The sequence below is a fragment of the Streptomyces sp. NPDC002265 genome (assembly GCF_040296125.1).
Taxonomy (GTDB): Bacteria; Actinomycetota; Actinomycetes; order Streptomycetales; family Streptomycetaceae; genus Streptomyces.
Window position 1 is genome coordinate 16,914 of the sequence record NZ_JBEOWS010000036.1, and the last position, 26,928, is coordinate 43,841.

27 protein-coding genes are annotated in these 26,928 nt (G+C 72.9%); 13 read left to right on the forward strand and 14 right to left on the reverse strand.

What is annotated here, in order from left to right:
* The first annotated feature begins 72 nt into the window (after positions 1–72).
* Positions 73–1,155, forward strand: coding sequence for a Zn-dependent alcohol dehydrogenase (locus tag ABT085_RS09480; RefSeq protein WP_351603968.1), 1,083 nt, complete (start codon positions 73–75; stop codon positions 1,153–1,155).
* A gap of 10 nt (positions 1,156–1,165) precedes the next feature.
* Here the strand turns inward: ABT085_RS09480 and ABT085_RS09485 are convergent, their stop codons facing one another.
* The 3 genes from ABT085_RS09485 to ABT085_RS09495 all read right to left on the reverse strand — a co-directional run bounded on the left by ABT085_RS09485 (position 1,166) and on the right by ABT085_RS09495 (position 3,594).
* Positions 1,166–2,119, reverse strand: a complete 954-nt coding sequence (locus tag ABT085_RS09485) for a DMT family transporter (protein WP_502982703.1) — start codon at positions 2,117–2,119, stop codon at positions 1,166–1,168.
* A 74-nt stretch (positions 2,120–2,193) separates the two neighbouring features.
* Positions 2,194–2,916 carry an ArsR/SmtB family transcription factor gene (locus ABT085_RS09490; protein ID WP_351603970.1) on the reverse strand — a complete coding sequence of 241 codons (723 nt, stop codon included), beginning with the start codon at positions 2,914–2,916 and terminating at the stop codon, positions 2,194–2,196.
* 36 nt (positions 2,917–2,952) lie between these two features.
* Complete coding sequence (locus ABT085_RS09495; RefSeq protein ID WP_351603972.1) at positions 2,953–3,594, reverse strand: TetR/AcrR family transcriptional regulator; 642 nt, start codon at positions 3,592–3,594, stop codon at positions 2,953–2,955.
* Positions 3,595–3,667: 73 nt separating this feature from the next.
* On the opposite strand from ABT085_RS09495, the gene ABT085_RS09500 reads away from it, so the two are divergent.
* The 3 genes from ABT085_RS09500 to ABT085_RS09510 all read left to right on the forward strand — a co-directional run bounded on the left by ABT085_RS09500 (position 3,668) and on the right by ABT085_RS09510 (position 5,848).
* Positions 3,668–4,819: an acyl-CoA dehydrogenase family protein gene (locus ABT085_RS09500; protein ID WP_351603974.1), complete on the forward strand. Its 1,152-nt coding sequence runs from the start codon at positions 3,668–3,670 to the stop codon at positions 4,817–4,819.
* 69 nt (positions 4,820–4,888) lie between these two features.
* Positions 4,889–5,134 (forward strand): YiaA/YiaB family inner membrane protein, encoded by a 246-nt coding sequence (locus ABT085_RS09505; RefSeq protein WP_351603976.1) that lies wholly within the window; start codon positions 4,889–4,891, stop codon positions 5,132–5,134.
* 72 nt (positions 5,135–5,206) lie between these two features.
* Positions 5,207–5,848: a TetR/AcrR family transcriptional regulator gene (locus tag ABT085_RS09510; protein ID WP_351603978.1), complete on the forward strand. Its 642-nt coding sequence runs from the start codon at positions 5,207–5,209 to the stop codon at positions 5,846–5,848.
* Here the strand turns inward: ABT085_RS09510 and ABT085_RS09515 are convergent.
* Complete coding sequence (locus ABT085_RS09515; RefSeq protein ID WP_351603980.1) at positions 5,839–6,300, reverse strand: MaoC family dehydratase; 462 nt, start codon at positions 6,298–6,300, stop codon at positions 5,839–5,841. The two genes, ABT085_RS09510 and ABT085_RS09515, sit on opposite strands and share 10 nt — an antisense overlap.
* A 133-nt stretch (positions 6,301–6,433) precedes the next feature.
* Between ABT085_RS09515 and soxR the strand changes: the two genes are divergently transcribed.
* Complete coding sequence (gene soxR / locus ABT085_RS09520) at positions 6,434–6,940, forward strand: redox-sensitive transcriptional activator SoxR (protein ID WP_351603982.1); 507 nt, start codon at positions 6,434–6,436, stop codon at positions 6,938–6,940.
* Positions 6,941–6,959: 19 nt separating this feature from the next.
* On the opposite strand, the gene ABT085_RS09525 is transcribed toward soxR, so the two are convergent.
* Positions 6,960–8,027 (reverse strand): RNA ligase (ATP), encoded by a 1,068-nt coding sequence (locus ABT085_RS09525; protein ID WP_351603984.1) that lies wholly within the window; start codon positions 8,025–8,027, stop codon positions 6,960–6,962.
* 229 nt (positions 8,028–8,256) lie between these two features.
* Positions 8,257–8,862, reverse strand: a complete 606-nt coding sequence (locus ABT085_RS09530; RefSeq protein WP_351603986.1) for a hypothetical protein — start codon at positions 8,860–8,862, stop codon at positions 8,257–8,259.
* Between the two features lie 221 nt (positions 8,863–9,083).
* Here ABT085_RS09530 and ABT085_RS09535 point away from each other — a divergent pair, with 221 nt between their 5' ends.
* Complete coding sequence (locus ABT085_RS09535; protein ID WP_351603988.1) at positions 9,084–11,870, forward strand: penicillin acylase family protein; 2,787 nt, start codon at positions 9,084–9,086, stop codon at positions 11,868–11,870.
* Between the two features lie 24 nt (positions 11,871–11,894).
* Here the strand turns inward: ABT085_RS09535 and ABT085_RS09540 are convergent, their stop codons facing one another.
* Positions 11,895–13,214 (reverse strand): serine-threonine protein kinase, encoded by a 1,320-nt coding sequence (locus ABT085_RS09540; protein ID WP_351603989.1) that lies wholly within the window; start codon positions 13,212–13,214, stop codon positions 11,895–11,897.
* Between the two features lie 81 nt (positions 13,215–13,295).
* Positions 13,296–14,549, reverse strand: a complete 1,254-nt coding sequence (locus ABT085_RS09545; protein WP_351603991.1) for an exo-beta-N-acetylmuramidase NamZ family protein — start codon at positions 14,547–14,549, stop codon at positions 13,296–13,298.
* Between the two features lie 176 nt (positions 14,550–14,725).
* Between ABT085_RS09545 and ABT085_RS09550 the strand changes: the two genes are divergently transcribed.
* The 3 genes from ABT085_RS09550 (at position 14,726) to ABT085_RS09560 (ending at position 17,839) form a co-directional block, all read left to right on the forward strand.
* The gene (locus ABT085_RS09550; protein ID WP_351603995.1) at positions 14,726–15,490 is read left to right on the forward strand and encodes an SDR family oxidoreductase; all 765 of its coding nucleotides are present in this window, start codon (positions 14,726–14,728) and stop codon (positions 15,488–15,490) included.
* On the forward strand, positions 15,487–17,157 hold the full coding sequence (locus ABT085_RS09555; RefSeq protein WP_351603997.1) for a class I adenylate-forming enzyme family protein: 1,671 nt from the start codon (positions 15,487–15,489) through the stop codon (positions 17,155–17,157). The genes ABT085_RS09550 and ABT085_RS09555 overlap by 4 nt, the downstream gene beginning before the upstream one ends.
* Positions 17,158–17,245: 88 nt before the next feature.
* Positions 17,246–17,839 carry a TetR-type transcription factor C-terminal domain-containing protein gene (locus ABT085_RS09560; protein WP_162468763.1) on the forward strand — a complete coding sequence of 198 codons (594 nt, stop codon included), beginning with the start codon at positions 17,246–17,248 and terminating at the stop codon, positions 17,837–17,839.
* A 58-nt stretch (positions 17,840–17,897) separates the two neighbouring features.
* Here ABT085_RS09560 and ABT085_RS09565 read toward each other — a convergent pair whose 3' ends face one another.
* Both ABT085_RS09565 and ABT085_RS09570 read right to left on the reverse strand, forming a co-directional pair.
* The gene (locus ABT085_RS09565; protein WP_351603998.1) at positions 17,898–19,112 is read right to left on the reverse strand and encodes an acyl-CoA dehydrogenase family protein; all 1,215 of its coding nucleotides are present in this window, start codon (positions 19,110–19,112) and stop codon (positions 17,898–17,900) included.
* Positions 19,113–19,118: 6 nt separating this feature from the next.
* Entirely contained in the window at positions 19,119–20,153 is a 1,035-nt protein-coding gene (locus ABT085_RS09570; RefSeq protein WP_351604000.1) for a phosphotransferase family protein, read from the reverse strand.
* A 257-nt stretch (positions 20,154–20,410) separates the two neighbouring features.
* On the opposite strand from ABT085_RS09570, the gene ABT085_RS09575 reads away from it, so the two are divergent.
* On the forward strand, positions 20,411–21,355 hold the full coding sequence (locus tag ABT085_RS09575) for an NADP-dependent oxidoreductase (protein WP_351604002.1): 945 nt from the start codon (positions 20,411–20,413) through the stop codon (positions 21,353–21,355).
* A gap of 40 nt (positions 21,356–21,395) precedes the next feature.
* Here ABT085_RS09575 and ABT085_RS09580 read toward each other — a convergent pair whose 3' ends face one another.
* From ABT085_RS09580 to ABT085_RS09595, 4 genes are read right to left on the reverse strand one after another with little or no spacing between them, the layout of a single operon-like run.
* Positions 21,396–21,737, reverse strand: a complete 342-nt coding sequence (locus ABT085_RS09580; RefSeq protein ID WP_351604004.1) for a DUF202 domain-containing protein — start codon at positions 21,735–21,737, stop codon at positions 21,396–21,398.
* Positions 21,734–22,126 (reverse strand): YidH family protein, encoded by a 393-nt coding sequence (locus ABT085_RS09585; RefSeq protein WP_351604006.1) that lies wholly within the window; start codon positions 22,124–22,126, stop codon positions 21,734–21,736. The genes ABT085_RS09580 and ABT085_RS09585 overlap by 4 nt, the downstream gene beginning before the upstream one ends.
* A 27-nt stretch (positions 22,127–22,153) precedes the next feature.
* Positions 22,154–22,669 (reverse strand): NUDIX hydrolase, encoded by a 516-nt coding sequence (locus tag ABT085_RS09590; protein WP_351604008.1) that lies wholly within the window; start codon positions 22,667–22,669, stop codon positions 22,154–22,156.
* 39 nt (positions 22,670–22,708) lie between these two features.
* On the reverse strand, positions 22,709–23,602 hold the full coding sequence (locus ABT085_RS09595) for a DMT family transporter (RefSeq protein WP_351604010.1): 894 nt from the start codon (positions 23,600–23,602) through the stop codon (positions 22,709–22,711).
* Positions 23,603–24,497: 895 nt separating this feature from the next.
* On the opposite strand from ABT085_RS09595, the gene ABT085_RS09600 reads away from it, so the two are divergent.
* The 3 genes from ABT085_RS09600 to ABT085_RS09610 all read left to right on the forward strand — a co-directional run bounded on the left by ABT085_RS09600 (position 24,498) and on the right by ABT085_RS09610 (position 26,851).
* Positions 24,498–25,400, forward strand: a complete 903-nt coding sequence (locus ABT085_RS09600; protein ID WP_351604018.1) for a hypothetical protein — start codon at positions 24,498–24,500, stop codon at positions 25,398–25,400.
* A gap of 109 nt (positions 25,401–25,509) precedes the next feature.
* Positions 25,510–26,244 carry a molybdopterin-dependent oxidoreductase gene (locus tag ABT085_RS09605; protein WP_351604012.1) on the forward strand — a complete coding sequence of 245 codons (735 nt, stop codon included), beginning with the start codon at positions 25,510–25,512 and terminating at the stop codon, positions 26,242–26,244.
* Positions 26,228–26,851, forward strand: a complete 624-nt coding sequence (locus tag ABT085_RS09610) for a cytochrome b/b6 domain-containing protein (protein WP_351604014.1) — start codon at positions 26,228–26,230, stop codon at positions 26,849–26,851. The genes ABT085_RS09605 and ABT085_RS09610 overlap by 17 nt, the downstream gene beginning before the upstream one ends.
* Positions 26,852–26,928 lie beyond the last annotated feature (77 nt).

Sequence of the window (26,928 nt, forward strand, 5' to 3'; positions counted from 1 at the left end):
GTTCCCGTCCCGGTCCATCCGGTTCCGGTCCGTCCAGTTCCCGTCCGTCCAGTTCCAGGGGAGTCACCCGTCATGGCTGTCCGTGCCGCCGTCCTGCCCGCCATCGGATCCGCACTGGAGATCACCGAGATCGAGCTGCCCGAGCCCGGCCCCGGCCGGGTCCGGGTGCGGCTCGCCGCCGCCGGGGTCTGCCACTCCGACCTGTCCCTGTCCGACGGCACCATGCGGGTGCCGGTCCCCGCGGTCCTCGGCCACGAGGGCGCGGGCACGGTCGTAGCCGTCGGCGAGGGGGTGACCGGATTCTCGGCCGGCGCCGAGGTCGTCCTCAACTGGGCGCCCGCCTGCGGAAGTTGTCACGCCTGCTCACTCGGTGAGGTCTGGCTGTGCGCCAACGCCCTGAACGGCGCCGGGGACGTGTACGCCCGTACCGTGGACGGCGTCGCACTGCATCCCGGTCTCAACGTCGCCGCGTTCGCCGAGGAGACCGTGGTGCCCGAGTCCTGCCTGCTGCCGGCCCCGCCGGGCGTGCCGCTCGCCGACGCGGCCCTCCTCGGCTGCGCGGTCCTCACCGGTTACGGAGCCGTCCACCACTCGGCGCAGGTGCGGCGCGGCGAGACGGTGGCGGTGTTCGGCGCCGGGGGAGTGGGCCTCGCCGCGCTCCAGGCGGCCCGGATCGCCGGCGCCTCACGGATCATCGCCGTCGACGTCTCCCCGGCGAAGGAGGAACTGGCGCGCGCGGCGGGCGCCACCGACTACGTCGTCGCCTCCGACACCACCGCCCGCGAGATCCGCGCCCTGACCGGCCGGGCGGGCGTCGACGTCGCCGTCGAGTGCGTGGGCCGGGCCGTCACCATCCGCACCGCCTGGGAGTCCACCCGCCGCGGCGGGCGCACCACGGTCGTCGGCATCGGCGGCAAGGACCAGCAGGTCACCTTCAACGCCCTGGAGCTCTTCCACTGGGGCCGCACCCTCTCCGGCTGCGTCTACGGCAACGCGAACCCGGCGGTCGACCTGCCCGTCCTGGCCGAGCACGTCCGCGCGGGCCGCCTCGACCTGGGCGCCCTGGTCACCGAACGGATCGGCCTGGACGGCATCCCGGCGGCGTTCGAGAACATGCTGGCGGGCAAGGGCGGCCGGGCGCTGGTGGTGTTCTGAGGCCCGCGGCTCAGGACACCTGCTCCTGCTCCGGCCGTGGCGCGGCGGCCGGAGCGGCAGCGGGTGCGACGGCGGGCCGCCGCGACCGCGACCGCGACACCGCCACGCCCGCCAGGCACAGTGCCCCGCCGGCCAGCGTGAGCACGCCCGGGACCTCGCCCAGGACCAGCCAGGACATCAGGACGACCAGCGCGGGCACCGCGTACGTCGTCGCGCCCATGCGGCCCGCCGTCGTACGGGCCAGGGCGTACGCCCAGGTCGTGAAGGCGAGCGCGGTCGGGAACAGGCCCAGGTAGACCATGTTCAGCGTGGCGGACATCGGGGCCTCGCCCGCCTCCCGCACCAGCTGTCCGGCGAACGGCAGGCAGACCACCGCACCGACCAGGCACCCGAACGTCGTCACCTGGAGCGCGCTCGCCCGCTCCAGGGCCGGCTTCTGGGTCACCACCCCGCCCGCGTAGGCGATCGCGGCCAGCAGGCACAGCACCACCCCGAGGGCCGAGGAGCCGCCCCCGCCCGACATCGACAGGCCCACGGTCACCGCACCCGCGAACGACACCGCCATGCCCGCGATCAGCCGTGGCGGCAGCGCGTCGCCGAGCAGCCGCGCGCCGAGCACGGCGATCAGCAGCGGGCCGATGTTCACGACCAGCGCCGCCGTGCCCGCGTCGACCTGCTGCTCGCCCCAGTTGAGCACCACCATGTAGAACCCGAACCACAGCACCCCGGACACCGCTATCCGGCGCCAGGCCGACCGCGGCGGCAGCCCCTCCCGCCGTACGGCCCAGAGCGCACCCAGTGCGAGCACGCCCGTCAGCAGCCGTCCGAGCGCCAGCGCGCCCGGCGAGTACGCGGCGCCCGCGCTGCGGATCGAGACGAAGGCGGAGGCCCACAGCACGACGGTGATCGTGGCCGCCCCGGCGGCGAGCAGCCCCGTACGGGCAGGCGGTGAGGTGTTCATCATGCTCCTGAGAGTAGGTGGGGACGGATGGCCCGACCGGCGGATTCCGGACGGGGAGCCGGGTGCGCGGGCGCCGCTCAGCGCAGTGCCGACGCCTCGATGCCCAGCAGTTCGGACAGTGCGCGCTCGCCCGCCGCCGTCACCTTCACGGCCCGTTCGGTGCCGATGCGCACGCACCAGCCCGTGTCCAGGGCGTGCCGGCACAGGGCCGCGCCCGCGACCCCGGCGAGGTGCGGGCGGCGCTCGGTCCAGTCGAGGCAGGCGCGGGCCAGCGGCCGTCGGCCGTGCCGGTCCAGGCCGATGCCCGCGGCGGCGAACCAGTGCACACCCGCGTCCGTGAGGGCGAACCCGGTGTCCTGGAGCAGCAGCCCGCGCGCGGTCAGCGCGTCGGTGACCACGATGCCCAGCCGCCCGGCGAGATGGTCGTAGCAGGTGCGGCCGCGGGCCATCGCGGACCCGGCGCTCGACTCGCGCAGACTGCGCGGCCGCCGGGCGGCGCGGGGCGCGAGGGAGGCCGCCAGATCCTCCACCAGGTGGGCGACCCGGGCGTCGGCCAGCCGGACATAGCGGTGCCGCCCCTGCCGTTCCTCGGTGAGCAGCCCGCCCGCGACCAGGCGGCTCAGATGCTCGCTCAGCGTCGACGCGGCGACGCCCGCGTGCCGGGCCAGTTCCCCGGCGGTCCACGCGCGCCCGTCGAGCAGCGCGAGCAGACAGGAGGCCCGGGTCTCGTCGGCGATCAGCGCGGCGAACCGGGCCAGTGCCGCGGCCTGCCGGTCGGTGGTGGTCATGCGTTCCAGCATGGGACACGCACGTTTCGGCGCCCGCCGAACTGTCCGCTACACGCTCTGCCGTACCTGCGCGTACTGCTGCGCCAGGCCGTCCAGCAGGGCCGTCAGGCCGGTCTCGAAGGCCCGTTCGTCGATCTTCTCCTGCTGTTCGGCGAGGAGATGGGCCTGGCCGAGGTGGGGGTAGTCGGCCGGGTCGTAGGCGCTGGCGTCGTCCACGAAGCCGCCGGCGAACGAGCCGAGCGCGGAGCCCATGACGAAGTACCGCATCAGCGCGCCGATCGAGGTGGCCTGCGCGGGCGGCCAGCCCGCCGCGACCATCGCGCCGTAGACCGCGTCCGCGAGCCGCAGACCGGCCGGGCGGCGGCCGGGGCCGTGAGCCAGTACGGGGACGATGTTCGGGTGCGCGCGCAGGGCGGCCCGGTAGGAGACGGCCCAGTCGTGCAGGGCGGTCCGCCAGTCCCGGCCGTCCTCGAACATCGACAGGTCGACCTGGGCGCTGACCGAGTCGGCGACCGCCTCCAGGATCTCGTCCTTGGTGCGGAAGTGGTTGTAGAGGGAAGGCCCGCTCACCCCCAGTTCGGCGGCGAGGCGCCGGGTGGAGACGGCGGCCAGGCCCTCTGCGTCCACGAGCGTGCGGGCCGCCCCGACGATCCGGTCGGTGCTGAGGAGGGGCTTGCGCGGTCGGGCCATGGCGCACATAGTAGGGCTGCAACCTTAAACTAGCAGTGCTAATTTAAATGTCTGTGATGGGGAGTGACTCGGCGTGAACCTGGAGCTCAGCGAGGAGCAGACCGCGGTCCGGCGGCTCGCCCGGGACTTCGTGGAGCGCGAGGTCGCCCCGCACGCGATCGCCTGGGACCGGGCCGAGGAGGTCGACCGGGGCATCGTGAAGAAGCTCGGCGAGGTCGGCTTCCTGGGACTGACGATCGACGAGGAGTACGGCGGCTCGGGCGGCGACCATCTCGCGTACTGCCTGGTGACCGAGGAGCTCGGCCGCGGCGACTCGTCGGTGCGCGGGATCGTCTCGGTCTCGCTCGGCCTGGTCGCCAAGACCATCGCCGCCTGGGGCGACGAGGAGCAGAAGCGGCGCTGGCTGCCGGGGCTGACCTCCGGCGCGTACGTGGGCTGCTTCGGGCTGACCGAGCCCGGCACCGGCTCCGACGCCGGGAACCTCGCCACCCGCGCGGTCCGCGACGGCGACGAGTACGTCGTCAACGGCACCAAGATGTTCATCACCAACGGCACCTGGGCCGATGTCGTCCTGCTCTTCGCCCGCTCCACCGACGCCCCCGGCCACCACGGCGTCTCCGCCTTCCTGGTGCCGGCCGACGCCCCCGGCCTGACCCGGCGCCCGGTCCACGGCAAGCTCGGTCTGCGCGGCCAGGCCACCGCCGAGCTGGTGCTGGAGGACGTCCGCGTCCCCGCGTCCGCGATGCTCGGGCCGGAGGGCAAGGGCTTCGCGGTCGCCATGTCCGCGCTCGCCAAGGGCCGGATGTCGGTCGCGGCGGGCTGTGTCGGCATAGCCCAGGCGGCGCTGGACGTCGCGGTGAGGTACGCCGGTGAGCGCGAGCAGTTCGGCAGGACCATCGCCCACCACCAGCTCGTCCAGGAGCTGCTCAGCGACATCGCCGTGGACGTGGACGCCGCCCGGCTGCTGACCTGGCGCGTCGCCGACCTGATCGACCGCGGGCTGCCCTTCGCCACCGAGTCCTCCAAGGCCAAGCTGTTCGCCTCGGAGGCGGCCGTGCGCGCCGCGAACAACGCCCTCCAGGTCTTCGGCGGCTACGGCTACATCGACGAGTACCCGGCCGGCAAGCTGCTGCGCGACGCCCGGGTGATGACCCTCTACGAGGGCACCAGCCAGATCCAGAAGCTGGTCATCGGGCGGTCCCTGACCGGGGTCTCGGCCTTCTGAGTACCTGTCCGTACGTCCCTGAGTACTCCGGCGGATGTGGCGTGGGCCACGTCCGCAGATGCTCGTCGTATGACTGACGCATCCGGCAAGCAGCAGAACACGGCCGCCTTCTACGGCCAGGCCGTCGCCTCCTTCTCCCTCGCCATGGCCGCCACCGCGATCGGCATCTTCAAGCTGCACGCCGACCCCTGGGTCCGGGCCTTTCTGGGTACCGCCGTCCTTTATCTGGTCACTTCGGCCTTCACCCTGGCCAAGGTCGTCCGCGACCGGCAGGAGGCCGCGGCCCGGCCGTACAGCCCCTTCGAGAAGCTCTGAGCGGGCACACTAAGCGGGCGCTCAGCTTCGGCGGTATGGTGTAGCTCCGGTACCGAGAGGGGCGAGCGAGCGATGAGTACGGCGCAGGACACGGCCGGCGGCGAGGCCGAGGCGTGGGGCGAGGTCACCCCTGACGCGGCCCGGCGGCTGCTGGTGGCCGCCGTGGAGGCTTTCGCCGAGCGCGGCTACCACGCGACGACGACCCGTGACATCGCGGGCCGCGCGGGCATGAGCCCGGCCGCCCTCTACATCCACTACAAGACCAAGGAAGAGCTGCTCCACCGGATCAGCCGGATCGGCCACGACAAGGCGCTCGACATCCTGCGCACGGCGGCCCGGGGCGAGGGCAGTGCCACCCGGAGGCTCGCCGACGCCGTGAGCTCCTTCGTACGCTGGCACGCCGGGGGGCGCACCACCGCGCGCGTCGTGCAGTACGAACTGGACTCGCTCGGCCCGGACGCCCGTGCCGAGATCCTCGCCCTGCGCCGCCAGGTCGACGCGGAGGTGCGCGGGATCGTCGAGGAGGGGGTGGCGAGCGGCGAGTTCGACGTGCCGGACGTGCACGGGACCACCATCGCCGTGCTCTCCCTCTGCATCGACGTCGCCCGCTGGTTCAACGTCGACGGCCCGCAGACGCCCGACGAGGTCGGCGCGCTGTACGCCGACCTCGTGCTGCGGATGGTCGGGGCGAAGCAGCCGCCCGCTCAGACGTAGTACCGGGACACCGACTCCGCCACGCACACCGGCTTGTCGCCGCCCTCGCGCTCCACGATGAAGGCGACGGCGACCTGTACGCCACCGGGCACGTCGTCGACGCCGGTGATGGTCGCCGTCGCACGCAGCCGCGAGCCGACGGGTACGGGGGCGGGGAAGCGGACCTTGTTGGTGCCGTAGTTGACGCCCATCTTCACGCCCTCGACCGAGATCAGCTGAGGGCCGAACAGCGGCAGCAGCGACAGGGTCAGATACCCGTGGGCGATGGTGGTCCCGAAGGGGCCCGTGGCCGCCTTCTGCGGGTCGACGTGGATCCACTGGTGGTCGCCCGTGGCCTCGGCGAACAGGTCGATCCGCTTCTGGTCGACCTCCAGCCAGTCGGTGTACCCCAGCTGCTCGCCCACCGCAGCCTTCAGCTCGTCGGCTGACGTGAAGATCCTCGGCTCTGCCATGTCCCGGCCTCTCGCATCACGGATGTCCCGTTGAGGTGTTCCCGCTTATGTCTAAGCAACTGCTTAGCATGGTCGGGTCCCGGGCGGCTGTCAACGGACCACCGGGGTGTCGGGTTTGGGTAGGCTCCGAGGAGTGCCCCAGATTCCCGAGAAGATCCACGAGCTCACGGTCGGCCAGCTCGCCGCCCGTAGCGGCGCCGCCGTCTCGGCGCTGCACTTCTACGAGTCCAAGGGGCTGATCAGCAGTCGCCGGACCGCGGGCAACCAGCGTCGCTACACCCGCGACGCCCTGCGCCGGGTGGCCTTCGTGCGGGCCGCCCAGCGGGTGGGCATCCCGCTGGCCACGATCCGCGAGGCCCTCGCCCAGCTCCCCGAGGAGCGCACGCCGACCCGAGAGGACTGGGCGCGGCTCTCCGAGACCTGGCGGGCCGAACTGGACGAGCGGATCAAGCAGCTGAACCGGCTGCGCGACCATCTCACCGACTGCATCGGCTGCGGCTGTCTGTCCCTGGAGTCCTGTGTCCTGTCCAACCCGGACGACGTGTTCGGTGAACGGCAGACGGGTTCGCGCCTGATGGTGGAACGCCCGTCCCGGGAGGCCGCCCGGGAGGCGGCTCAGGAGCCGAAGGCCTGCTCCTGAGCCGCCCCCCGGCCGTGGCTCACTCGTACTCCGTGCCGCCCTTGCGGGTCAGATAGGCCGGGCTCACCGCCTTGGCGATCGCCCGCCCGCCGGTCACCGGGCTGTACCGCTCGGTGGCCGGCCGGATCACCACGCCCTCCCGCAGGTGCAGTTCCCGCCCCGACACGCTCTCGCGCCCGGTCGCGACCTCCAGCACCCGCCCGACGTCGTACGGCCCCTCGAACAGCCGTGGCACCAACGGCAGCTCCCCGGCCAGCAGTCCGGCCGCGTCCAGCCAGACCAGTGTGCCGTCGATCTCCGCGGACACGTCGAACACGGCGTATCCCAGGCTCTCCCGGCGGCCGTCGGCGCCGTACGTCAGATCCTGCACGCCCGCCCCGTACACCTCGCCGAAGATCCCCACACGGCGCGCCCCGAGCCGTCCGGCGAGCCGGGCCGCCGCCTCGGCGACGCCGTGGGCGCGCACGGCCCGCCAGTACAGGTTGCGCGGATCCTCCTTCAGGGCCAGCGACTTGGCGCCGAAGCCCTTGGAGGAGACATAGGTGCGGTCCTCCTCGGCGTGGTAGGTCAGCAGGCAGGCCGAGCCGTGCAGCTTCTCCGTCAGGACCACCGGCTCGCCCGGCGCGAACACGTCCGGGTAGCGCTGGATGTTCTCGATGTCCACCCAGGGCATCAGTTCGGGGGCGGACTCGACCTCCCCGCTCATCGTCGGCGGGACCGGCGGCACCCACTGGACGACGCCGAGCCGCTCGGCGAAGTCGGTGCGGTCGGCCGCGGCGCGCGCCAGGTCGACGTCCCCCAGCGCGCGCGGCCGGCAGACGAGGCCCTGCGACAGCTCGCCGCGCAGCCGCACCGCCCGGACCCGGTCGTGGTTGCCGCCCGCGAGCCGGCCGGTCAGCCCCAGCTCCTCGATCAGCGCGGCCGGAAGGACGGACTGCTCGGGGATGTAGACGGCCGCGTCGCCGGTGCGGTAGGCGCCCTTGGCGACAACGGCCCGGTACAGGCCCACCTGGGCCAGTTCGAGAGCGTCGGCGTTCGGGTGCGGGTGGACGGTCAGCACTTCGGCGGTGACGCGCAGCGTCGACACGATGGCTCCTCGGGCCTCCGGGGCGCCCCTGACGGGCCCCCTCGCCCCCCAACTCTCCGCGCGGGAAAGCGCTGGAGCGACCCGATTAGCAGCTGCTAGCCTCCCGGCCCCCGCCTGCGACCGGCGCGGCGGCGCAGGACGGGACGGAGCGGGACAGAACGGCGCGGAGCGCGACCACGTAGGGGACATGAGGGGGGTGCGGCATCCCCGGCGCACCCCCGGCGTGCTCTCAGGCCGACATCAGCATCGCCCGGCCCCGCCTGGCGAAGGCCAGGGCCTCGGGTGTGAGGACGGGCCGCGGGACGAGTATGCCGCAGTCCGCGCAGACCGGGCCCGACGACGGTTCGTGGTCCAGGTCGTACTTCCAGAACAGGCGCTCCCCGTCGCACACCGGGCAGGCCGAGCCCGGCGCGCGCTCCAGCGCGGCGATCAGACTGCGCAGTACCTCACCGAGCGGCGCACGCGGGTGCAGCCGGGGGTTGTCGCACCAGGCGACACCGAATCCGCCCCAGGTCAGCCGGTGCCAGTCGTCCACGCTGCCCGGCCTGCGCAGCCCGTCGTGCTTCTCCTTCCTGCGGCGTTCGGCGAACCCGCCCTCGTAGTCGAGCCACACCGCCCGTGCCTCCTCCAGCTCGTCCAACGCGGCCACGAGCCGCGCAGGATCGGGCGAGCGGTCCTCGGGGCCGAACCCCGACCGGGAGCACAGGTGGTCCCAGGTCGCCCTGTGCCCGTACGGAGCGAACCGCTCAAGGCACTTGCGCAGCGAGTAGCGCCGCAGCGCCAGATCGCAGCGCGGATCGCGCACCTGTCTCGCCAGACTCCGGAAACCGGCCATCGCCTTGCACCTCCGTCACATCTGCACCTGTACTTCGGTCACTTCGGCGTCGTCGTGCGGACGTCGCCGAATAGACGTGTCGACACCCGAATCGGCTCCATCCGATTTCCGATCGCCTCCCATAAGCCGGAGCGACGACTCGAAAAAGTGACGCATGTTCATCTTCAATCCCGGGGATACCGGCGGTAACCTCCGGCCAATCCCCGTCCTTAGGAGCTGCCATGCCTGGGCGCACCCCACGCGCACCTCTCGACAGACTGAGAACTCCCCGCAGATTTCCCGGGTTCCTGAAGACGGCATCCGTATGCGTCCTCATTGCCGGACTTTTGTCACCGCTTTCCCAGATGGCGGTCGCCGCCGAGACCGCCACCGTCACCGACTACTGCGGCGGACAGTGCTCCGACATCCTGCCGCCGGGCGAGAACGGCAACGCCACCCTCGCGCAGATCCTCCTCAACCAGGCTTTCGGCACCCAGCCTTCGCACGCCGAGGACCAGCTCGGCCCCTACGCCAACCTGGCCAAGGGCTACTCGGCGCTGACCACCGACAAGATCAACACGTTCTTCAACGACGCGTCGTTCGGTGTCGCCTCCGGGCAGGTCGCCTCCACCGAGAGCCCCGCGGGCCGCACCGACGTGACGATCGTGCGCGACAAGAAGACGGGCGTACCGCACATCACGGGCACCACCCGCTACGGCACGGAGTTCGGTGCCGGCTACGCCGCGGCCGAGGACCGGCTGTGGCTGATGGACGTCTTCCGCCATGTCGGACGCGGCCAGCTCACCACGTTCGCGGGCGGCGCGGCCTCCAACCAGGGCCTGGAGCAGGAGTTCTACCGCAACGCGCCGTACACCGAGGCCGACCTCCAGGCCCAGATCGACAACGCCGTCGCCCACAACGGCACCCGTGGCCAGCAGGCCCTCGCCGACGCCAACGCCTACCTGGCGGGCATCAACTCCTACATCGACGCCTCCGACAGCGGCCGCTACTTCCCCGGCGAGTACGTCCTGACCGGCCACAAGGACTCCATCACCAACGCCGGCACCATCGACCACTTCAAGATCACCGACCTGGTGGCGCTGGCCTCCGTGATCGGCTCGCTGTTCGGCTCCGGCGGGGGCGGCGAGGTCAACAACGCCGTCTCCCTGCTCGCCGCCCAGGCCAAGTACGGGGTGGCCGACGGTACCGCGCTCTGGGAGTCCTTCCGTGAGCGCAACGACGCCGAGGCGGCCCTCACCGTCCACGACGGCGAGAGCTTCCCCTATGCCGCCAAGCCCGACGACCCGCAGGGCGAGGCCCTGCCCGACACCGGCACGGTGACCCAGGAACCGCTGGTGTACGACCGTACGGGCAGCGCGGCGACCGCCACGGCGGCGACCACCGCCACCACCGCGGCGGCCACCGCGCTCGGCTCGGCCAGACGCGGGATGTCCAACGCCCTCGTGGTCAGCGGCAGATCCACCGCCAGCGGCCACCCGATCGCCGTGTTCGGGCCGCAGACCGGCTATTTCGCGCCACAGCTGTTGATGCTCCAGGAGATCCAGGGACCCGGCATCAGCGCCCGCGGCGCCTCCTTCGCGGGCCTGAGCATGTACGTCGAACTGGGCCGCGGCCAGGACTACGCGTGGAGCGCCACGACGTCCGGCCAGGACATCATCGACACCTACGCCGTCGAACTGTGCCAGGACGACTACCACTACCTCTACCACGGCACCTGCACGGCGATGGAGAAGGTCGAGCAGAAGAACGCCTGGAAGCCGACGACCGCCGACGGCACCGCGGCCGGCTCCTACACGATGCGGGTCTACCGCACGAAGTACGGCCCCGTGGAGTACCGGGCGACCGTCGGCGGCAAGAAGGTCGCCTACACCACCCTGCGCTCCTCCTACCTGCACGAGGCCGACTCGATCATCGGCTTCCAGATGCTCAACGACCCCGACTACGTCAACGGCCCGGCCGCCTTCCAGGCCGCGGCACAGCACATCAACTACACCTTCAACTGGTTCTACGCCGACTCCACGCACACCGCGTACTACAACAGCGGCGACAACCCGGTGCGCGCGAGCGGCGTCGACGCCGAGTTCCCGGTGTGGGCACAGGCGGCCTACGAGTGGCGCAACTGGGACCCGGCGACCAACACCGCCGACTACACCCCCGCCTCCGCCCACCCCAACTCCGTCGACCAGGACTACTACATCTCCTGGAACAACAAGCAGGCCAAGGACTACACGACCGCTTCCTGGGGCGACGGCTCGGTGCACCGCGGCAACCTGCTGGACGACCGGGTGAAGAAGCTCGTCGCGGCCGGCGGGGTGACCCGGGTCGCCCTCGTCAAGGCGATGGCGGACGCGGCCCTCGCCGACCTGCGGGCCGAGGACGTGCTGCCGGACCTGCTCAGGGTGGTCAACAGCTCCACGGTGACCGACACCACGGCCGCCGCGGCGGTCACCAAGCTCCAGACCTGGCTGACCGCCGGCGCCAAGCGCACGGAGACCTCCTCGGGCTCCAAGACGTACGCCGACGCCGACGCGATCCGCATCCTGGACGCCTGGTGGCCGCTGCTGGTCAAGGCCGAGTTCGAACCCGGCCTGGGCACCCCGCTCTACACCGCCCTGACCGCCAACCTGCCCATCGACGAGACCCCGTCGGCCGCGCACGGCCCGACCGGCTCGCACGCCGGAAGCTCCTTCCAGTACGGCTGGTGGAGCTATGTCGACAAGGACGTCCGGGCGGTGCTCGGCGACACCGTGGCGGGCCCGCTCGCGCAAAAGTACTGCGGCGGCGGCAGCCTGACCTCCTGCCGGGACATCCTCATCGGCACCCTGAAGCAGGCGGCCGCCATGACCGCGGCCCAGGTCTACCCCGGCGACGACCTGTGCGCCGCGGGCAACCAGTGGTGCGCGGACTCGATCGTCCAGCGCACCCTCGGCGGTATCAAGCACGGCAACATCAGCTGGCAGAACCGGCCCACCTACCAGCAGGTGGTGGAGTTCACCTCGCACCGGTGACGCCCTGAGCGGCGGCGGGCCGGTTCAGCGGATACGGCCCGCCGCCAGCACCACCCGCGCCAGCTCCGGGTGCACGATGTCGCTGTGCGCACCGCTCGGCGGGCCGCCCCGGCAGACCACCGCCGAGGCGTCGACGTTGACGCATCCGGACCCGGGCAGCGGACCGGCCAGCGCCTCGGCGAGCGTCAGCGCCCGCGTGCCCGGCACCGCCTGCACCCCGTCGTGGCCCATCGCCCCCCACTTGTCGCCCAGCAGCCCGCCCAGGCCGAAGCCCTCGACGACGCCCTGCGCGTCGCCCGCCATCCGGGAGGCCAGCGGGTACAGCGTGCCCAGCGCCGTGTCGTGGCCGGAGTGGCAGCACACCAGGGGTCCGTCGACGCGCTGGTTCTGGCCCTGCAGCACACCGCCCGCACGCGGGTCGTGGGGGAGCCGGGCGGCGAACGCGTAGTGCGAGAAGGCCCCTTGCAGCAGGGTCACGGACTTCACCGTGCGCACGCCCTCGGGCAGCCCGCGCAGGGCGAACGACACCAGCCGCCCGCCGAAGCTGTGCCCGACCAGATGCACCCGCATCTGCGGTGCCGCGTCCGCCAGTTGCCCCAGGAACCGGCCGAGCCCGCGCTCGCCCACCGTCCCGGCCCGCCGCTTCATCGCGTAGTACGTGCCCTGCCGCAGCAGTTCGAGCGCCCCGTCCCACGGGTCGGGCATCGTGAACTGCGCCAGGGCGTCCGGGGATTCGAGGCCGGCCAGGGCCTGCGCGAACGTCTCGCACATCGCGGCCGCGGACCCGGTGAACATCTCCGGCTCGTCCTGCGGCACCCCCTCCGCCAGTGTGTCCGCGGCGAAGAGCGCCTGCGGTCCGGGCGGCACCACCTCCACCAGCAGCTGCACCAGCCGCCCGAACTCCGCCAGTTCGGCCTCTTCGCGCGGCCGCTGCTCCAGCAGCCGCGCGAGCTGCTCCACCAGGATCCCCCGGCCCGGGAAGGTCTCCAGCAGCGCGTGCCGGGTGTCCTTGTCGAGCACCGGACGCCGGGGCACCTCGGCCGCCGCCGAGCGCGGGAAGTCCGGGATCGGCTCGTCGCAGAACCGCATCGACGGCCACACCACCCCCACGTACCCGATCCGGGCCGACGGCGCGAGCCGCGGGAACGGGGCGAAGAAGCTGCTGTACAGCCGGGTCGCGCCCGAGCGGTCGTTGTTCCAGCCGTGCGCGAACACCACCAGGTCGCGCACCCCGCGCCGGGGCGCCTCGGCCAGCAGCCGGTCCCGCTCCGGACCGGACACGTCACCGTCCGCGTCGAAGGTCAGCTCCCAGTACGGCGTCACACTCATCGCCGGATCTGCCATCACGGACCCCTTCGTCCCCCGTGCCGGTGCGCTCTGGGCGCATGGTCCTGCCAACGGGGGACATTGGCCATACGTCACGGCTCATCCGTAGGACAGATACTTCTCCCGCACCCGCCGGAACGCCGCCAGCTCCTCGTGCCAGCCCGCCACCACCGCGTCGGTGTCCGCGCCCGCGTCGATCGCGGTGCGCACCCGGTCGGAGCCGGTCAGCTTGTCGATCCAGTGGTCGGACCGCCAGGCGAAGCCGTCCCAGACCCGCCGGGCGGTCACCAGCAGCGCGATCCCGGTGCGCACCGGGTCGTACCCGCCCCGGTCGTGCACATGGATCTGCACGCCCCCGACCGTCTTGCCCTGGAACTTGGAGAAGGTGGGCGCGAAGTACGCCTCACGGAAGCGCACGCCCGGCAGGCGCAGCGCGTTCACGGCGGCGGCCCACCGCCCGTCGATCCCCTCGGCGCCCAGCAGTTCGAAGGGCCGGGTGGTGCCGCGCCCCTCCGAGAGGTTCGTGCCCTCGAAGAGACAGGTGCCCGCGTACGCCAGCGCGGTGTCGGGCGTCGGCATGTTCGGGCTCGGCGGCACCCAGGGCAGCCCGGACGCGTCGTACCACTGCGATCGCTTCCAGTCGCTCATCAGCACGGTGTCCAGGGTGACCGGCGCGGTCAGGAACTCGGCGTTGAACAGCCGCGCCAGCTCCGCGACCGTCATGCCGTGCGCCTGCGCGATCGGCTGCCGGCCGACGAACGTCGCGAACTCCTTGTGCAGCACCGGCCCCAGCGCCGCCCGCCCGGTCAGCGGATTGGGCCGGTCCAGCACCATGAACCGCTTGCCCGCGAGCTGCGCGGCCTCCATGCAGTCGTACAGGGTCCAGATGTACGTGTAGAAGCGGGCGCCCGCGTCCTGGATGTCGAAGACGACCGTGTCGACGCCGGAGGCGGTGAACACGGCCGCCAGCGGCCGGCCGCTCTTGAGGTAGGTGTCGTACACCGGCAGCCCGGTCGCCGGGTCGTCGTAGCGGCCCTCGGACCCGCCCGCCTGCGCCGTGCCGCGGAAGCCGTGCTCGGGTCCGAACACGGCACGCAGGTTCACCCGTTCGTCGGCATGCATCACGTCCACGATGTGCCGGGCGTCCCGGGTGACGCCGGTCGGGTTGGTGACGATGCCGACCCGCTGCCCCTTCAGCCGTGCGTAGCCGTCCGCGGCGAGCCGCTCGAAGCCGGTGCGCAGTTTTTCTCGGGGCGACTTTGTGACAGTGGCGGGGGTCAGAGATGCTGTGGCCGCCGTGGACACTGTGGCCGCCGTGGCCGCGGCGAGTACGGTGCGTCTGGAGAGGCGCATGCGGATCCTCCGTGGGGGTGACGTGACGGGCCGTCCGGTGCGGATCGTGCGGGCGGCGGACGCCGCACCCGGCAACGCCGCCGCTCCCAGCGTGCGGCAACGGCCCTTCCTCTGGCACATACCGACCGGTTAGTCTGGTGTCGCAGAGCCGATTCTCGTCGTGTCGAAGGAGACCGATGGTGGAAGCCGTGCAGGATGCCGGAGTGGTCGTCACCGGAGCGGGGGGCGGGATCGGGGCCGCGCTGGCCCGCCGCTTCGCCGCCGAGGGGGCCCGGGTCGTCGTCAACGACCTGGACGCGGACAAGGCGCGGGCCGTGGCCGACGAGATCGGCGGCATCGCGATCCCCGGCGACGCCTCCGCGATCGTCGCCGACGCCCGGGACGCGCTCGGCGGCACCGTCGACGTCTACTGCGCCAACGCCGGGGTCGGCTCCGGCGGTTCGGAGGCGGCGGGCGAACCGGTGTGGGCCCTGGCCTGGGACGTCAACGTGATGGCCCACGTCCGCGCGGCCGAGGCGCTGATCCCCGGCTGGCTGGAGCGCGGCCGCGGGCGCTTCGTCTCCACCGTCTCCGCCGCCGGACTGCTCACCATGATCGGCGCCGCACCGTACAGCGTGACCAAGCACGGCGCGTACGCCTTCGCCGAGTGGCTGTCGCTCACCTACCGCCACCGCGGGATCAAGGTGCACGCCATCTGCCCCCAGGGGGTGCGCACCGACATGCTGGCCGCCACCGGCAGCGCGGGCGACCTGGTCCTCCAGCCGACCGCGATCGAGCCGCAGGCCGTCGCGGACGCCCTCTTCAAGGGCATCGAGGAGGACCGCTTCCTGATCCTCCCGCACCCCGAGGTCGCCGCCTACTACCAGGGCCGGGCCGGTGATCCGGACCGCTGGCTGACCACCATGAACCACATCCAGCAGAAGTGGGAGGCCGGACAGTGACCGCCTCCCGCTACGCCGGCAAGCCCTGGGTCGCCCTCCTCAACGACGCCCAGCGCGCCCCCGTCCACCCGGCCGACTCCCTGGTGCACGCCCTGCACCGGGCCGCCGACGAGACACCCGGACGGGACTTCCTCGCCTACTTCGACGGCCGGCTCACCTACCGCGAGGCCGACGAGCTCAGCGACTCCGTCGCCGGCCATCTGGCCTCCCGCGGCCTGGAACGCGGCGACCGGGTGGCCGTCCTGCTCCAGAACTCCCCGCAGTTCGTGATCGCGGTGCTCGGCGCGTGGAAGGCGGGCGCGACCGTCGTACCCGTCAACCCCATGTACAAGTCCGGCGAGGTCGCGCACGTCCTGCGGGACGCCGAGGTGACCGCGCTGATCTGCGCCGACCGGGCCTGGGAGGGGTACCTGCGCGAGACGGCCGCCGGCTCCCCGGTGCGGATCGTGCTCACCGCCTGCGAGCTGGACTTCCAGACCCGCGGCGACACCCGCGTGCTGACCTTCGAACGGGCGGCGCAGGCCCCGGACGCAGACGACCTCACCACCGTCGCCCGGCAGGGCCACAAGGCCCCCGAGGGCCGCGAGCCCGGCCCCGACGACATCGCGCTGATCAGCTACACCTCGGGCACCAGCGGCACCCCCAAGGGCGCCACCAACACGCACGGCAACATCATGTACAACGCCGAGCGCCAGCGCACCGGCCTGGACCTGCCCGGGGTGCCCGTCTACTACGCGCTGGCGCCCCTGTTCCACATCACCGGGATGGTCTGCCAGCTCGGCGCCTGCCTGGACAGCGCGGGCACCCTGGTGCTGACCTACCGCTTCGAGCCGGGCGTCGTGCTGGACGCGTTCGCCGAGCACCGGCCGCACTACACCGTCGGCCCGTCGACCGCCTTCATGGCGCTGGCCGCCCACCCGGCCGCCACCCCGGACCACTTCTCCTCCTTCGCGCAGATCTCCTCCGGCGGCGCCCCGCTGCCGCCCGCCCTGGTGGAGAAGTTCCGGGCCGGCTTCGGACCGTACATCCGCAACGGCTACGGGCTCACCGAGTGCACCGCGCCCTGCGCCTCCGTGCCGCCCGGCCTGGAGGCGCCCGTCGACCCGGTCTCCGGCACGCTGGCCGTCGGGGTGCCGGGCCCCGACACGGTCGTACGCATCCTCGACGACACCGGCGCCGAGGTGGCCTTCGGCGAGCAGGGCGAGATCGTCGTACGCGGACCGCAGGTCGTTCCCGGCTACTGGCGGCGCCCCGAGGCCACCGCCGAGACCTTCCCCGACGGCGAGCTGCGCACCGGCGACATCGGGTTCATGGACGAACAGGGCTGGCTGTACGTCGTCGACCGCAAGAAGGACATGATCAACGCGTCCGGCTTCAAGGTGTGGCCGCGCGAGGTCGAGGACGTCCTGTACACGCACCCCGCGGTGCGCGAGGCGGCCGTCGTCGGGGTGCCCGACGGCTACCGCGGGGAGACGGTGAAGGCGTACATCAGCCTGCGGCCCGGTGCCGACGCGGATGCGGATACGCTCACCGCCTACTGCAAGGACAGACTGGCGGCCTACAAGTATCCGCGCCAGGTGGAGATCCTGCCCGAACTGCCCAAGACGGCGAGTGGGAAGATCCTCCGTCGGGAACTGCGTTCCCGCGACGCGCACGACGGCAAGTAGACGCGCACGACAGTCAGTGGACGACAGCCGGTGAAGGCCCGCCGACGAGGCAGGGCCGACAAGGCATAGAGGAAGGCAGGTGGCGGCAGTGCCCAGGACGACGGACGGCGACGGGCCCCCCGTACCGCAGCGGCTGCTCGCCGCCGCCACCCGGCTCTTCGCCGAGCAGGGGTACGACCGCACCTCGGTCCAGGAGATCGTCGAGGCGGCCGGCGTCACCAAGGGGGCGCTCTACCACTACTTCGGCTCCAAGGACGACCTGCTGCACGAGGTGTACGCGCGCGTGCTGCGGGTCCAGCAGGAGCGGCTCGACGCCTTCGCCGACGCCGACGAGCCGATCGAGAAGCGGCTGCGGGGCGCCGCGGCGGACGTCGTCGTCACGACGATCGAGAACCTCGACGACGCGTCGATCTTCTTCCGCTCGATGCACCACCTCAGCCCCGAGAAGAACAAGCAGGTGCGCGCCGAGCGGCGGCGGTACCACGAACGCTTCCGCGCGCTCGTCGAGGAGGGCCAGGCCGCCGGGGTGTTCTCCACCGCGACCCCGGCCGACCTGGTCGTGGACTACCACTTCGGCTCGATCCACCACCTGTCGACCTGGTACCGCCCCGACGGCCCGATGCGTCCCCAGGAGCTCGCCGACCACCTGGCCGATCTGCTGCTGCGGGCGCTGCGCCCCTGACGCGAACCACGGAAGGCCCCGGCGACACCGCCGGGGCCTTCCGTGCTGTGCGGGGCTGCTACAGGTACTTCTTCAGCTCCCGGCGGGCCAGCGACCGCTGGTGCACCTCGTCCGGGCCGTCGGCGATCATCAGCGTGCGCGCCGCCGCGTACAGCTCGGCCAGCGGGAAGTCCTGGCTGACACCGCCCGCGCCGTACAGCTGGATCGCCCGGTCGATGATGCCGACCACCGCGCGAGGCGTGGCGATCTTGATGGACTGGATCTCCGTGTGGGCGCCCCGGTTGCCGACCGTGTCCATCAGCCAGGCCGTCTTCAGCACCAGCAGCCGCAGCTGCTCCACCTGCACGCGCGCGTCCGCGATCCAGTTGTGGACCACACCCTGCTGGGCCAGCGCCTTGCCGAAGGCGGTGCGCTGGACGGCCCGGCGGCACATCAGCTCGATCGCCCGCTCCGCCATGCCGATCAGCCGCATGCAGTGGTGGATCCGGCCGGGGCCCAGCCGGGCCTGCGCGATGGCGAAACCGCCGCCCTCCTCGCCGACCAGGTTCGACACCGGCACGCGCGCGTGGTCGAAGACCACCTCGGCGTGACCGCCGTGCGAGTGGTCCTCGTACCCGAAGACCTGCATGGCGCGCTTCACGGTGACACCCGGGGTGTCGCGCGGGACCAGCACCATCGACTGCTGGCGCCGGATGTCCGCGCCGTCCGGGTCGGTCTTGCCCATCACGATGAAGATCTTGCAGTCCGGGTTCATCGCCCCGGAGATGTACCACTTGCGGCCGGTGACGACGTACTCGTCGCCGTCCCGCTCGATGCGGGTGGTGATGTTGGTGGCGTCCGAGGAGGCCACCTCCGGCTCGGTCATCGCGAACGCCGAGCGGATCTCACCGGCGAGCAGCGGCTCCAGCCACTGCTTCCTCTGCCGCTCGTCGCCGAACTGCGCGAGCACCTCCATGTTGCCGGTGTCCGGCGCGGCGCAGTTCAGCGCGGTCGGCGCCAGGTGCGGCGAGCGGCCGGTGATCTCGGCGAGCGGCGCGTACTGGAGGTTGGTCAGGCCGGCGCCGTACTCGGCGTCGGGCAGGAACAGGTTCCACAGCCCCTGCCTGCGCGCCTCGGCCTTCAGCTCCGCCACCACGGCCGGGGTGTCCCACGGCGAGGCGAGTGCGGCCCGCTGCTCCTCGGCGACGGCCTCGGCCGGGTAGACGTGCTCGTCCATGAAGGCCAGGAGCCTGGCGCGCAGTTCCTCGGTGCGTGCGTCGAACGCGAAGTCCATGATGGATCAGCCCTCCTGGAGACCGTCGTGCAGCGTGGTCAGGCCGTGCTCGATGAAGACCGGGACGAGTTCGCCGATGCGGTCGAAGCCGCGGCCGACGGTCTGGCCCAGCGTGTAGCGGTAGTGGATGCCCTCCAGGATCACCGCGAGCTTGAACCAGGCGAACGCGGTGTACCAGGAGACGGCCGAGACGTCGCGGCCCGACCGGGCGGCGTACCGCTCGATCAGCTCGGCGGGCGCCGGGTGGCCCGCGGCCTCGGCGGTGGTGGAGACGGGCGAGTGCGGCAGACCGAGCCGCATGCTGTACATCACCAGCAGGCCCAGGTCGGTCAGCGGGTCGCCGAGCGTCGACATCTCCCAGTCGAGGACGGCCCTGATCGTGTCGTCCTCGCCGATCAGGACGTTGTCGAGCCGGTAGTCGCCGTGCACGACGGCCGGCGCGGGGGAGCGCGGCAGCTCGCGGCCGAGAGCCGCGTGCAGCTCGTCGATGCCCGCCAGGTCGCGGCTGCGGGAGGCGTCGAGCTGCTTGCCCCAGCGCCGCAGCTGCCGGTCCAGGAAGCCCTCGGGGCGGCCGAAGTCCGCCAGGCCCACCTCGGCCGGGTCGACCGCGTGCAGCTCGACGAGGGTGTCGACCAGCGACAGCACGGCGTTGCGGGTGCGCTCGGCGCCGAGCGGGGCGAGCTGGTCGGCGGTGCGGTACGGGGTGCCCGCCACGAACTCCATGACGTAGAAGGGCGATCCGAGTACGTCCTCGTCCTCGCACAGCAGCACCGGACGCGGCACCGGCACCGCGGTCGGGTGCAGCGCGCTGATCACGCGGTGCTCGCGTCGCATGTCGTGCGCGGTGGCCAGGACATGGCCGAGCGGGGGACGCCGTACGACCCACTTCGACTCGCCGTCCGCGACCTCGTACGTCAGGTTCGACCGACCGCCCTCGATCAGCCGGCCGGTCAGGGGGCCGCGCACCAGACCGGGCCGCTCGCGGTCGAGCAGGTCGCGCAGCCGGTCGAGATCGAGTCCGGGCGGGTGGTCGGGGCTCATACATCGCTCCTACGGGCGCGTGAACGGGACCCGACTTATGATGCCGACCGGTCGGTATGTAGTCCAGTGGATGCGCCGAAGGTGATCTGAGCCACCCTAGGCCGAGAGCCCCCTGCGGCGGACCACGGGGAGCCGCCGGGGGTGGCTTTTCGGCCGCCGGCAGGACGTTGCCGGGCCACAGCCAGACTGCCACGCGAACGCCGCCCATCGGGTCATCCGGCTTGCGTGGCGTCCGGGGCGGCCCGAGGGTCGGTCCCATGAAGGGCATCAGCTACAGCCGGTACGGCGGTCCCGAGGTCATGACGTACGGGGAGGTGCGCGACCCCAAGCCCGGGCCCGACACGGTCCTGGTCAAGGTACGTGCGGTGGGCGTCAACCCGGTCGACTGGAAGTGCCGCGAGGGCCACCTCGACGGGATCCTCGACACCGTCTTCCCGGTGATCCCCGGCTGGGACGTCTCGGGCGTGGTCGTACGACCCGGAGCGGCCGTCACGGAGTTCCTGGTCGGCGACGAGGTCATGGGGTACGTACGGGAGGACTTCCTCTCCCGCGGCACCCTCGCCGAGTACGTGGCCGCCCCGGTGCGCACCCTGGCCCGCAAGCCCCGCAACCTCTCCTTCGAGGAGGCCGCCGGCCTGCCGCTGGCCGGGCTCACCGCCTTCCAGGTGCTGACGAAGGCGCTGGAGGTGAAGCACGGCGAGACCCTCCTGGTGCACGCGGCGGCGGGCGGAGTCGGCTCGCTCGCGGTCCAGCTGGGCCGCCATCTGGGGGCGCGGGTGATCGGTACGGCGAGCGAGGCCAACCACGACTTCGTACGCGGGCTGGGCGGCGAACCGGTCGCGTACGGCGAGGGCCTGGCCCAACGGGTACGCGCCCTGGTGCCCGACGGCCTGGACGCGGTCTTCGACACCGTCGGCGGTGACACGACCCGTACCTCCGCGAACCTGCTGGCTCCCGAGGGCCGGCTGGCCTCGATCGCCGACCCGGACGTCGCCGGCTACGGCGGCCGCTACTGCTTCACGCGCCCCGACGCCGAGGACCTGCGGCAGCTCGCGGAACTGGCCGAACAGGGCGTCGTCTCGGTGCATGTCTCGCGGACGTTCCCGCTGGCGCAGGCGGAGCAGGCGTACCGGCTCAACCAGGAGGGCCGGACCCGAGGCAAGATCGTGGTGACGGTGGACCAGGAGCCGGCGGAGGCCTGAGCCGCGCCACGCCCGACCGTCCTGCCGGCATGTGCAGGCCCTAGACGATCAGTGCCGCGGCGCACACGGCCATCGCGACCATGCACAGGACCGCCGCCGTGGCGTGCCGTGGGGCGAGCGTCCTGGGGCGGTGGCTCGCCAGGGCGCGGATGCGCCGGTGGGCGACGGACAGGAACGCCAGCCAGAGGACACAGCACAGGATGCAGACGGTGATCGCGGCGGCGCTCCGGCCCTGGTGCAGGGCGGCCTTGACGGCGAGCACGGTCGCGACGGTGCTGGCCAGCGTCGTACGCCGCCAGGCCAGCCGGGTGCGCTCGGGCTGGAGCCCGGGATCGCGCTCCGGGCGGCGGACCGGGGCAGGTGGCGGCGGGGCGCCGGTCATCCGTCCCAGCCGACCAGGACGACGATCACCATCGCGACGGCCACCACCGCGACGAGGGCGGCGAGCAGGGCCGGGAAGCGGGAGACGGGCAGGTCCTCGCCCCGGCGCATCGCCTGCTCGCACCGCACCCAGTGGTTGACCGCGCGCAGCGAGCACAGCACGCCCGCCGCGAGCAGCGCCAGCGCGAGCCCGACCCGCCAGGCCCAGCGCAGGTCCGGCAGGAACTGGTCGACCGCGAAACCGCCGCCGATCAGTGCCAGGGAGGTGCGCAGCCAGGCCAGGAACGTGCGCTCGTTGGCCAGCGAGAACCGGTAGTCGGGCGTACCGCCCTCCTCGCGGATCTGCTGGGGTGCGAACCACAGGCGGACGTTGCGCACGAACTCGATCACGCCAAGGACACTACCCGGGGCCGCCGGTCAGCCGTCGGCACGGTACGCCCTGAGCCGCTCGTACGCCGCCAGCCCGTCCGGCACCCACTCCCAGCTGTCCAGGCGCGCCTCGACCTCCTCCTCGGGCAGGAAGTCGTACCAGGCCACCTCCTCCACCTGGGGCTGCACCGGCAGTTCGCAGCGGACCTCGTAGACGGCCGACCACCAGCTGTGGCCGGAGCCGTCGGTGTACAGGAACTTGAAGCGGAACTCGGGGCGGGGCAGTCCGCTCACCCCCAGCTCCTCCTCGGCCTCGCGCAGGGCGGCGTCGTCGTACGCCTCGCCGGTGCCGACGACCCCGCCGACGAACATGTCGTAGAAAGAGGGGAAGACCAGCTTGGTCGGGGTGCGGCGATGGACGAAGAGACGGCCGGTCGCGTCGCGGGCCTGGACGAAGACGCAGCGGTGGCGCAGGCCCTGAGCGTAGGCCTCGCCGCGCGGGGACTGTCCCACGACCCGGTCGTTCTCGTCGACGATGTCGAGGATTTCGTCAGCAGCGCTCATGGGCCCATCCAAGCAGGGGCCGGGGTGACCGGGGGGAGCTCAGCGCGGTTGCAGGTCCCGCAGCTGCTCCGGCTTCCCGGTGCCGTCGGGCATCGCCGGGTGCAGACCCAGCAGCACGATGCCCGCGACGATCGCCGCGAGCCCCGCGGCCTCCCAGGCCAGCGCTCCCGTGTCGGTGCGCAGCCGGTCGCCGAGGAAGCCCACCCCGCAGAGGATGCCGGCCAGCGGCTGGGCCGCGGTCAGGGCGGGCAGGGACATCCGCAGCGGCGCCGTCTCGAACGCGCTCTGGACCAGTACGAGACCGGTCACCCCGATCACCAGCACGGCGTACGGCTGCCAGCCGGACAGCACCTCGGCCAGGCCTCCCGCGGAGAAACGCTGCCCGCTGACCCGCGTCAGCGCGTCCTGCACCCCGTACAGCAGTCCGGCCGCCACGGCCAGCAGCACCGGGCCCGCGCTGAGCCTGGAGCGCTTCGCGTACGTCGTGAGCAGCAGGGCGACGCCGACCATGGCGCCGATGATCAGCCAGTGCCGTACCGGATCGGTGACCGCGTGGCCGCCGCGTGGCTCGCCGGCCACGATGAACGCGGTCACCCCGCCCGCGAGCAGCCCGAGGCCCGCCCAGCCCTGGCGGCCCAGCGGCTGCCGGGTCTGCCGGCGGGAGAGCGCGAGGGCGAACAGCAGATTGGTCGCGAGCAGCGGCTCGACCAGGGAGATCTCGCCCTTGCCCAGGGCTGTCGCGCCCAGGACCATGCCGGCGACCATCAGCGCGATCCCGCCCAGCCAGCGCGGTACCCGCATCAGGTCCAGGAGCAGTCGCGGGGAGAGGAAGTCGCTGAGGGGTGCCTGCGCGGCGGCGTTCTGCTGGAGCACGAACCCTAAGCCCAGGCAGCAGGCGGCGCTGACGGCGAGAACCAGAACCAGAACCGACACGCTGCGTACCTCGATCATCCGGCCGGGCCACGGGTCGTCGATGGCCGACTCTAGCGGTCCGGGGCAGCCGCCGCCCCGGGAAGCGCCCGGAACATCGCCCTGCGGCGAGACCCGGAACCGGGCGCTGGACGCGGCCGCGACGCCCGGTCGAGCACGGGTGGCGGCGCGGCCGTACCGTCATCGTGCGCCGCCGGGTGCCGCCCCGCCATGGCTTGTGCCACGTCGGACGGGCCGGAGCCCACCGGACGCCCGCCGTCCGCCGGCCGCGCCGTCCGCCGGCCCGCGCCACAAGTGCCGCCGCGCCGGGTCGGGTTGATGAATCCGTGTGATCGAGCGGCTTGACGGTGCGTGTCGGCTGGGGGTTTGCTGTCGGCGATCGGCCGATGGTGTGCCGGTACCCGGCCGTGCCGCGCGAGGAAGCGGGCGCGGCGGCGCGAGGCGGCACGACGGCGTGCGAGGCTGCACGAAGGCGTGCGAGCGACCAGAGGAGCACGAGGTACGACCCGCGGTGTCCCCTTTATCCCCGCCTCCCCCCGATGACGACTCCGGCCGCTCACCCGGCCGCGATCCCGGCCCCTATGCCGAACCCGGCCGCGGCGCCGGTCCCGGCCCGGGCGCCGATACCGGTCGCTTACCCGCTTCCGGCGCGCAACCCGGTCCCGACCCTGGCTCCCATGGTCCCGGCCGCTTGTCCGCCCCCGGTACCGAACCCGGCCCCGAGCCCCGCCTCCATGGTCCCGGTCGCTTACCCGCCCCCGGCGCGCAACCCGGTCCCGACCCTGGCCCCCATGGTCCCGGCCGCTTAACCGCCCCCGGTACCGAACCCGGTCCCGGCCTCGGCCCCCACGGCCCCGGCTCCAGTGCCGGTGAAGGCCGCCGCGCCGCGCACCCGCGCCTGGCCCTCGACGCCGCCCTGGACGACACCGAACTCGCGGCCGCCCGTGCCGCGCTGGCCGAGGGGCGCTGGCAGGCCGCCCGCTCGCTGCTGGTCCGGACGGGGGACGACTGGGAGCGCCGGGGTCATCGCGTCGCCGTGCTCGCCCGGCATCCCAGCAGCGCCGCCCGGGCCCGCGACTGGCTGAGCGCCGAACCCGGCTCCGCCGACGCCGCGGTCCTGCTCGCCCTGGCCCTGGTCAGGCGTGCGGTACGCGGCCGGGAGCGGCAGGACCGGGTACGCGACGCCTGCCACACCGCCGCCGGGCTCGCGCCCGCCGACCCCACCCCCTGGCTCGGCCTGCTCATGCTGGAGCGCTCCCGCGGCGGCGAGGCGGACACGGCCGCGGCCTTCGAGGAGGTGCGCAAGCGCTGCCCCGAGCACCACCACGCCCACCATCTGATGGTCGCCCGGCTCGCCGAGCGCCGCGCCGAGGCGGGCCCCGACCCGCGGCACGCCGTCTACGACTTCGCCGAGACGTCCGCCCGGCGCGCCCCCGCCGACTCCCCGCTGGCCGTGCTGCCGGTGGTCGCGCGCGCCGAGCGCTACCGGGTGCTGGCCGCCGTCGGGGCCGAGCCCGCCGACCCGGCCGCCTCTGACCACTGGACCGGGCCCCGGGCCGGGCAGGTGGCGCGGGCCGCCTTCGAGTGGTGGCTGGAGTGGGAGCACGACGGCCACCCGCGCTGCCTGGTCGACCTCAACTTCCTCGCCCACGCCAAGCACCACGCGGGCCGTGCCGCCGAGGCGGCCGCCCTGTTCCAGCGGATCGGGGCGTACGCCACCCCCGCACCCTGGACGTACCCGGACCGCGACCCGCGCGCGGCCTTCCGGGCCGCCCGCGACCGCGCCTTCGGCACGGGCTGAGGCCGCCCGGCCGGCCGTATCTGAGGGCACGGTGAGAAGTGGTTACGGAAATCTGACGGGGGCCGCGGATTCCTGGCCCCATCGGGGTCGCCGGTGTTCGAATGAAGGGGTGACTTCCGAACCACCTGAACCACCCGGGGAACGCGGTACGCCGATCGGCCGCCGGATCTTCCTGGGCACCCTGGGCCTGGGCGCCTTCGGCGTGCTCACGGCGCCGACCCTGCAACGCGGCCTGGAGGCCTTCCTCGGCAGCGCGGCCGACAAGGACCCCACGGGCCTGACGGGCCTGCTCCCCAACGGCGGCGGGTTCCGCTACTACTCGGTCGCCGCGTCCGTCCCGCACAAGAGCGCCGCCGACTACCGCCTCACCGTCGACGGCCTGGTCGACCGCCCGGCTGGCTACACCCTCGCCGACCTGCGCGCCCTGCCCCAGACCCGGCTGGTCAGGGACGTCCAGTGCGTCACCGGCTGGCGGGTCCCCGGGACGCCCTTCGAGGGCGTACGGCTGTCCCATCTGCTGGACGCGGCCGGGGTGCGCGCGAAGGCCGGGGCCGTGCGCTTCAGCTGCTTCGACGGCACGTACACCGAGAGCCTCACCCTCGACCAGGCCCGCCGCGCCGACATCCTGGTGGCGCTGCGCATGCAGGACAAGGACCTGGGGCACGAGCACGGCGGCCCGGTGCGCCTCTATGTCGCGCCGATGTACTTCTACAAGTCGGCCAAGTGGCTCTCCGGCATTACCGTCACCGAGGACGTCCACCCCGGCTACTGGGAGGACCGCGGCTACGACGTCGACGCCTGGGTGGGCCGTTCGAACGGACGTGACGATGCCCCTACGAGCTGACCCGGCGCTCGCCACGGGCCGCCGGCACCGTTTCACCCGTGCCGAGCGGTGGACGCACCGCGCCACCGCCGTGCTGACGGGCGTCTGCGTGGTGACGGCGTCCTTCCTGTACGTCCCCGAGTTCGCCGAGCTGGTCGGCCGCCGCGAGCTGGTGGTCCGGGTCCACGAGTGGGCCGGGCTCGCCCTGCCGGTGCCCGTCCTGGCCGCGCTGGCCTCCCGGGCCTTCCGGGCGGACCTGGGCCGGCTGAACCGCTTCGGACCGCACGACCTGGTCTGGTTGCGTGCGGTGCTGGCCCGGGACCGGCGCCGCGCGTCCCGTCCGGCGGACAAGTTCAACGCCGGCCAGAAGATCTACGCGGCCTGGATCGCCGGGGCGGTGCTGGTGATGCTGGGCACGGGCCTGCTGATGTGGTTCACCCACCTCACGCCGTTGGTCTGGCGAACCAGCGCGACCTTCGTGCACGACTGGCTCGCCCTCACCCTCGGCGTCGTCGTGGCCGGCCACATCGGCATGGCCCTGGGCGATCCGGAGGCCCGCCGCGGCATGCGCACGGGATCGGTGAGCCCGGAGTGGGCGGAGCGGGAACATCCGCTGTGGCGGCCCTGAGGACGGGACACGCCGCGGGTGCGTGAACGCGGCGAGCCCGCCCGCTCCCCGGCCGGCCGGCGCTGGCACCGGTGCCG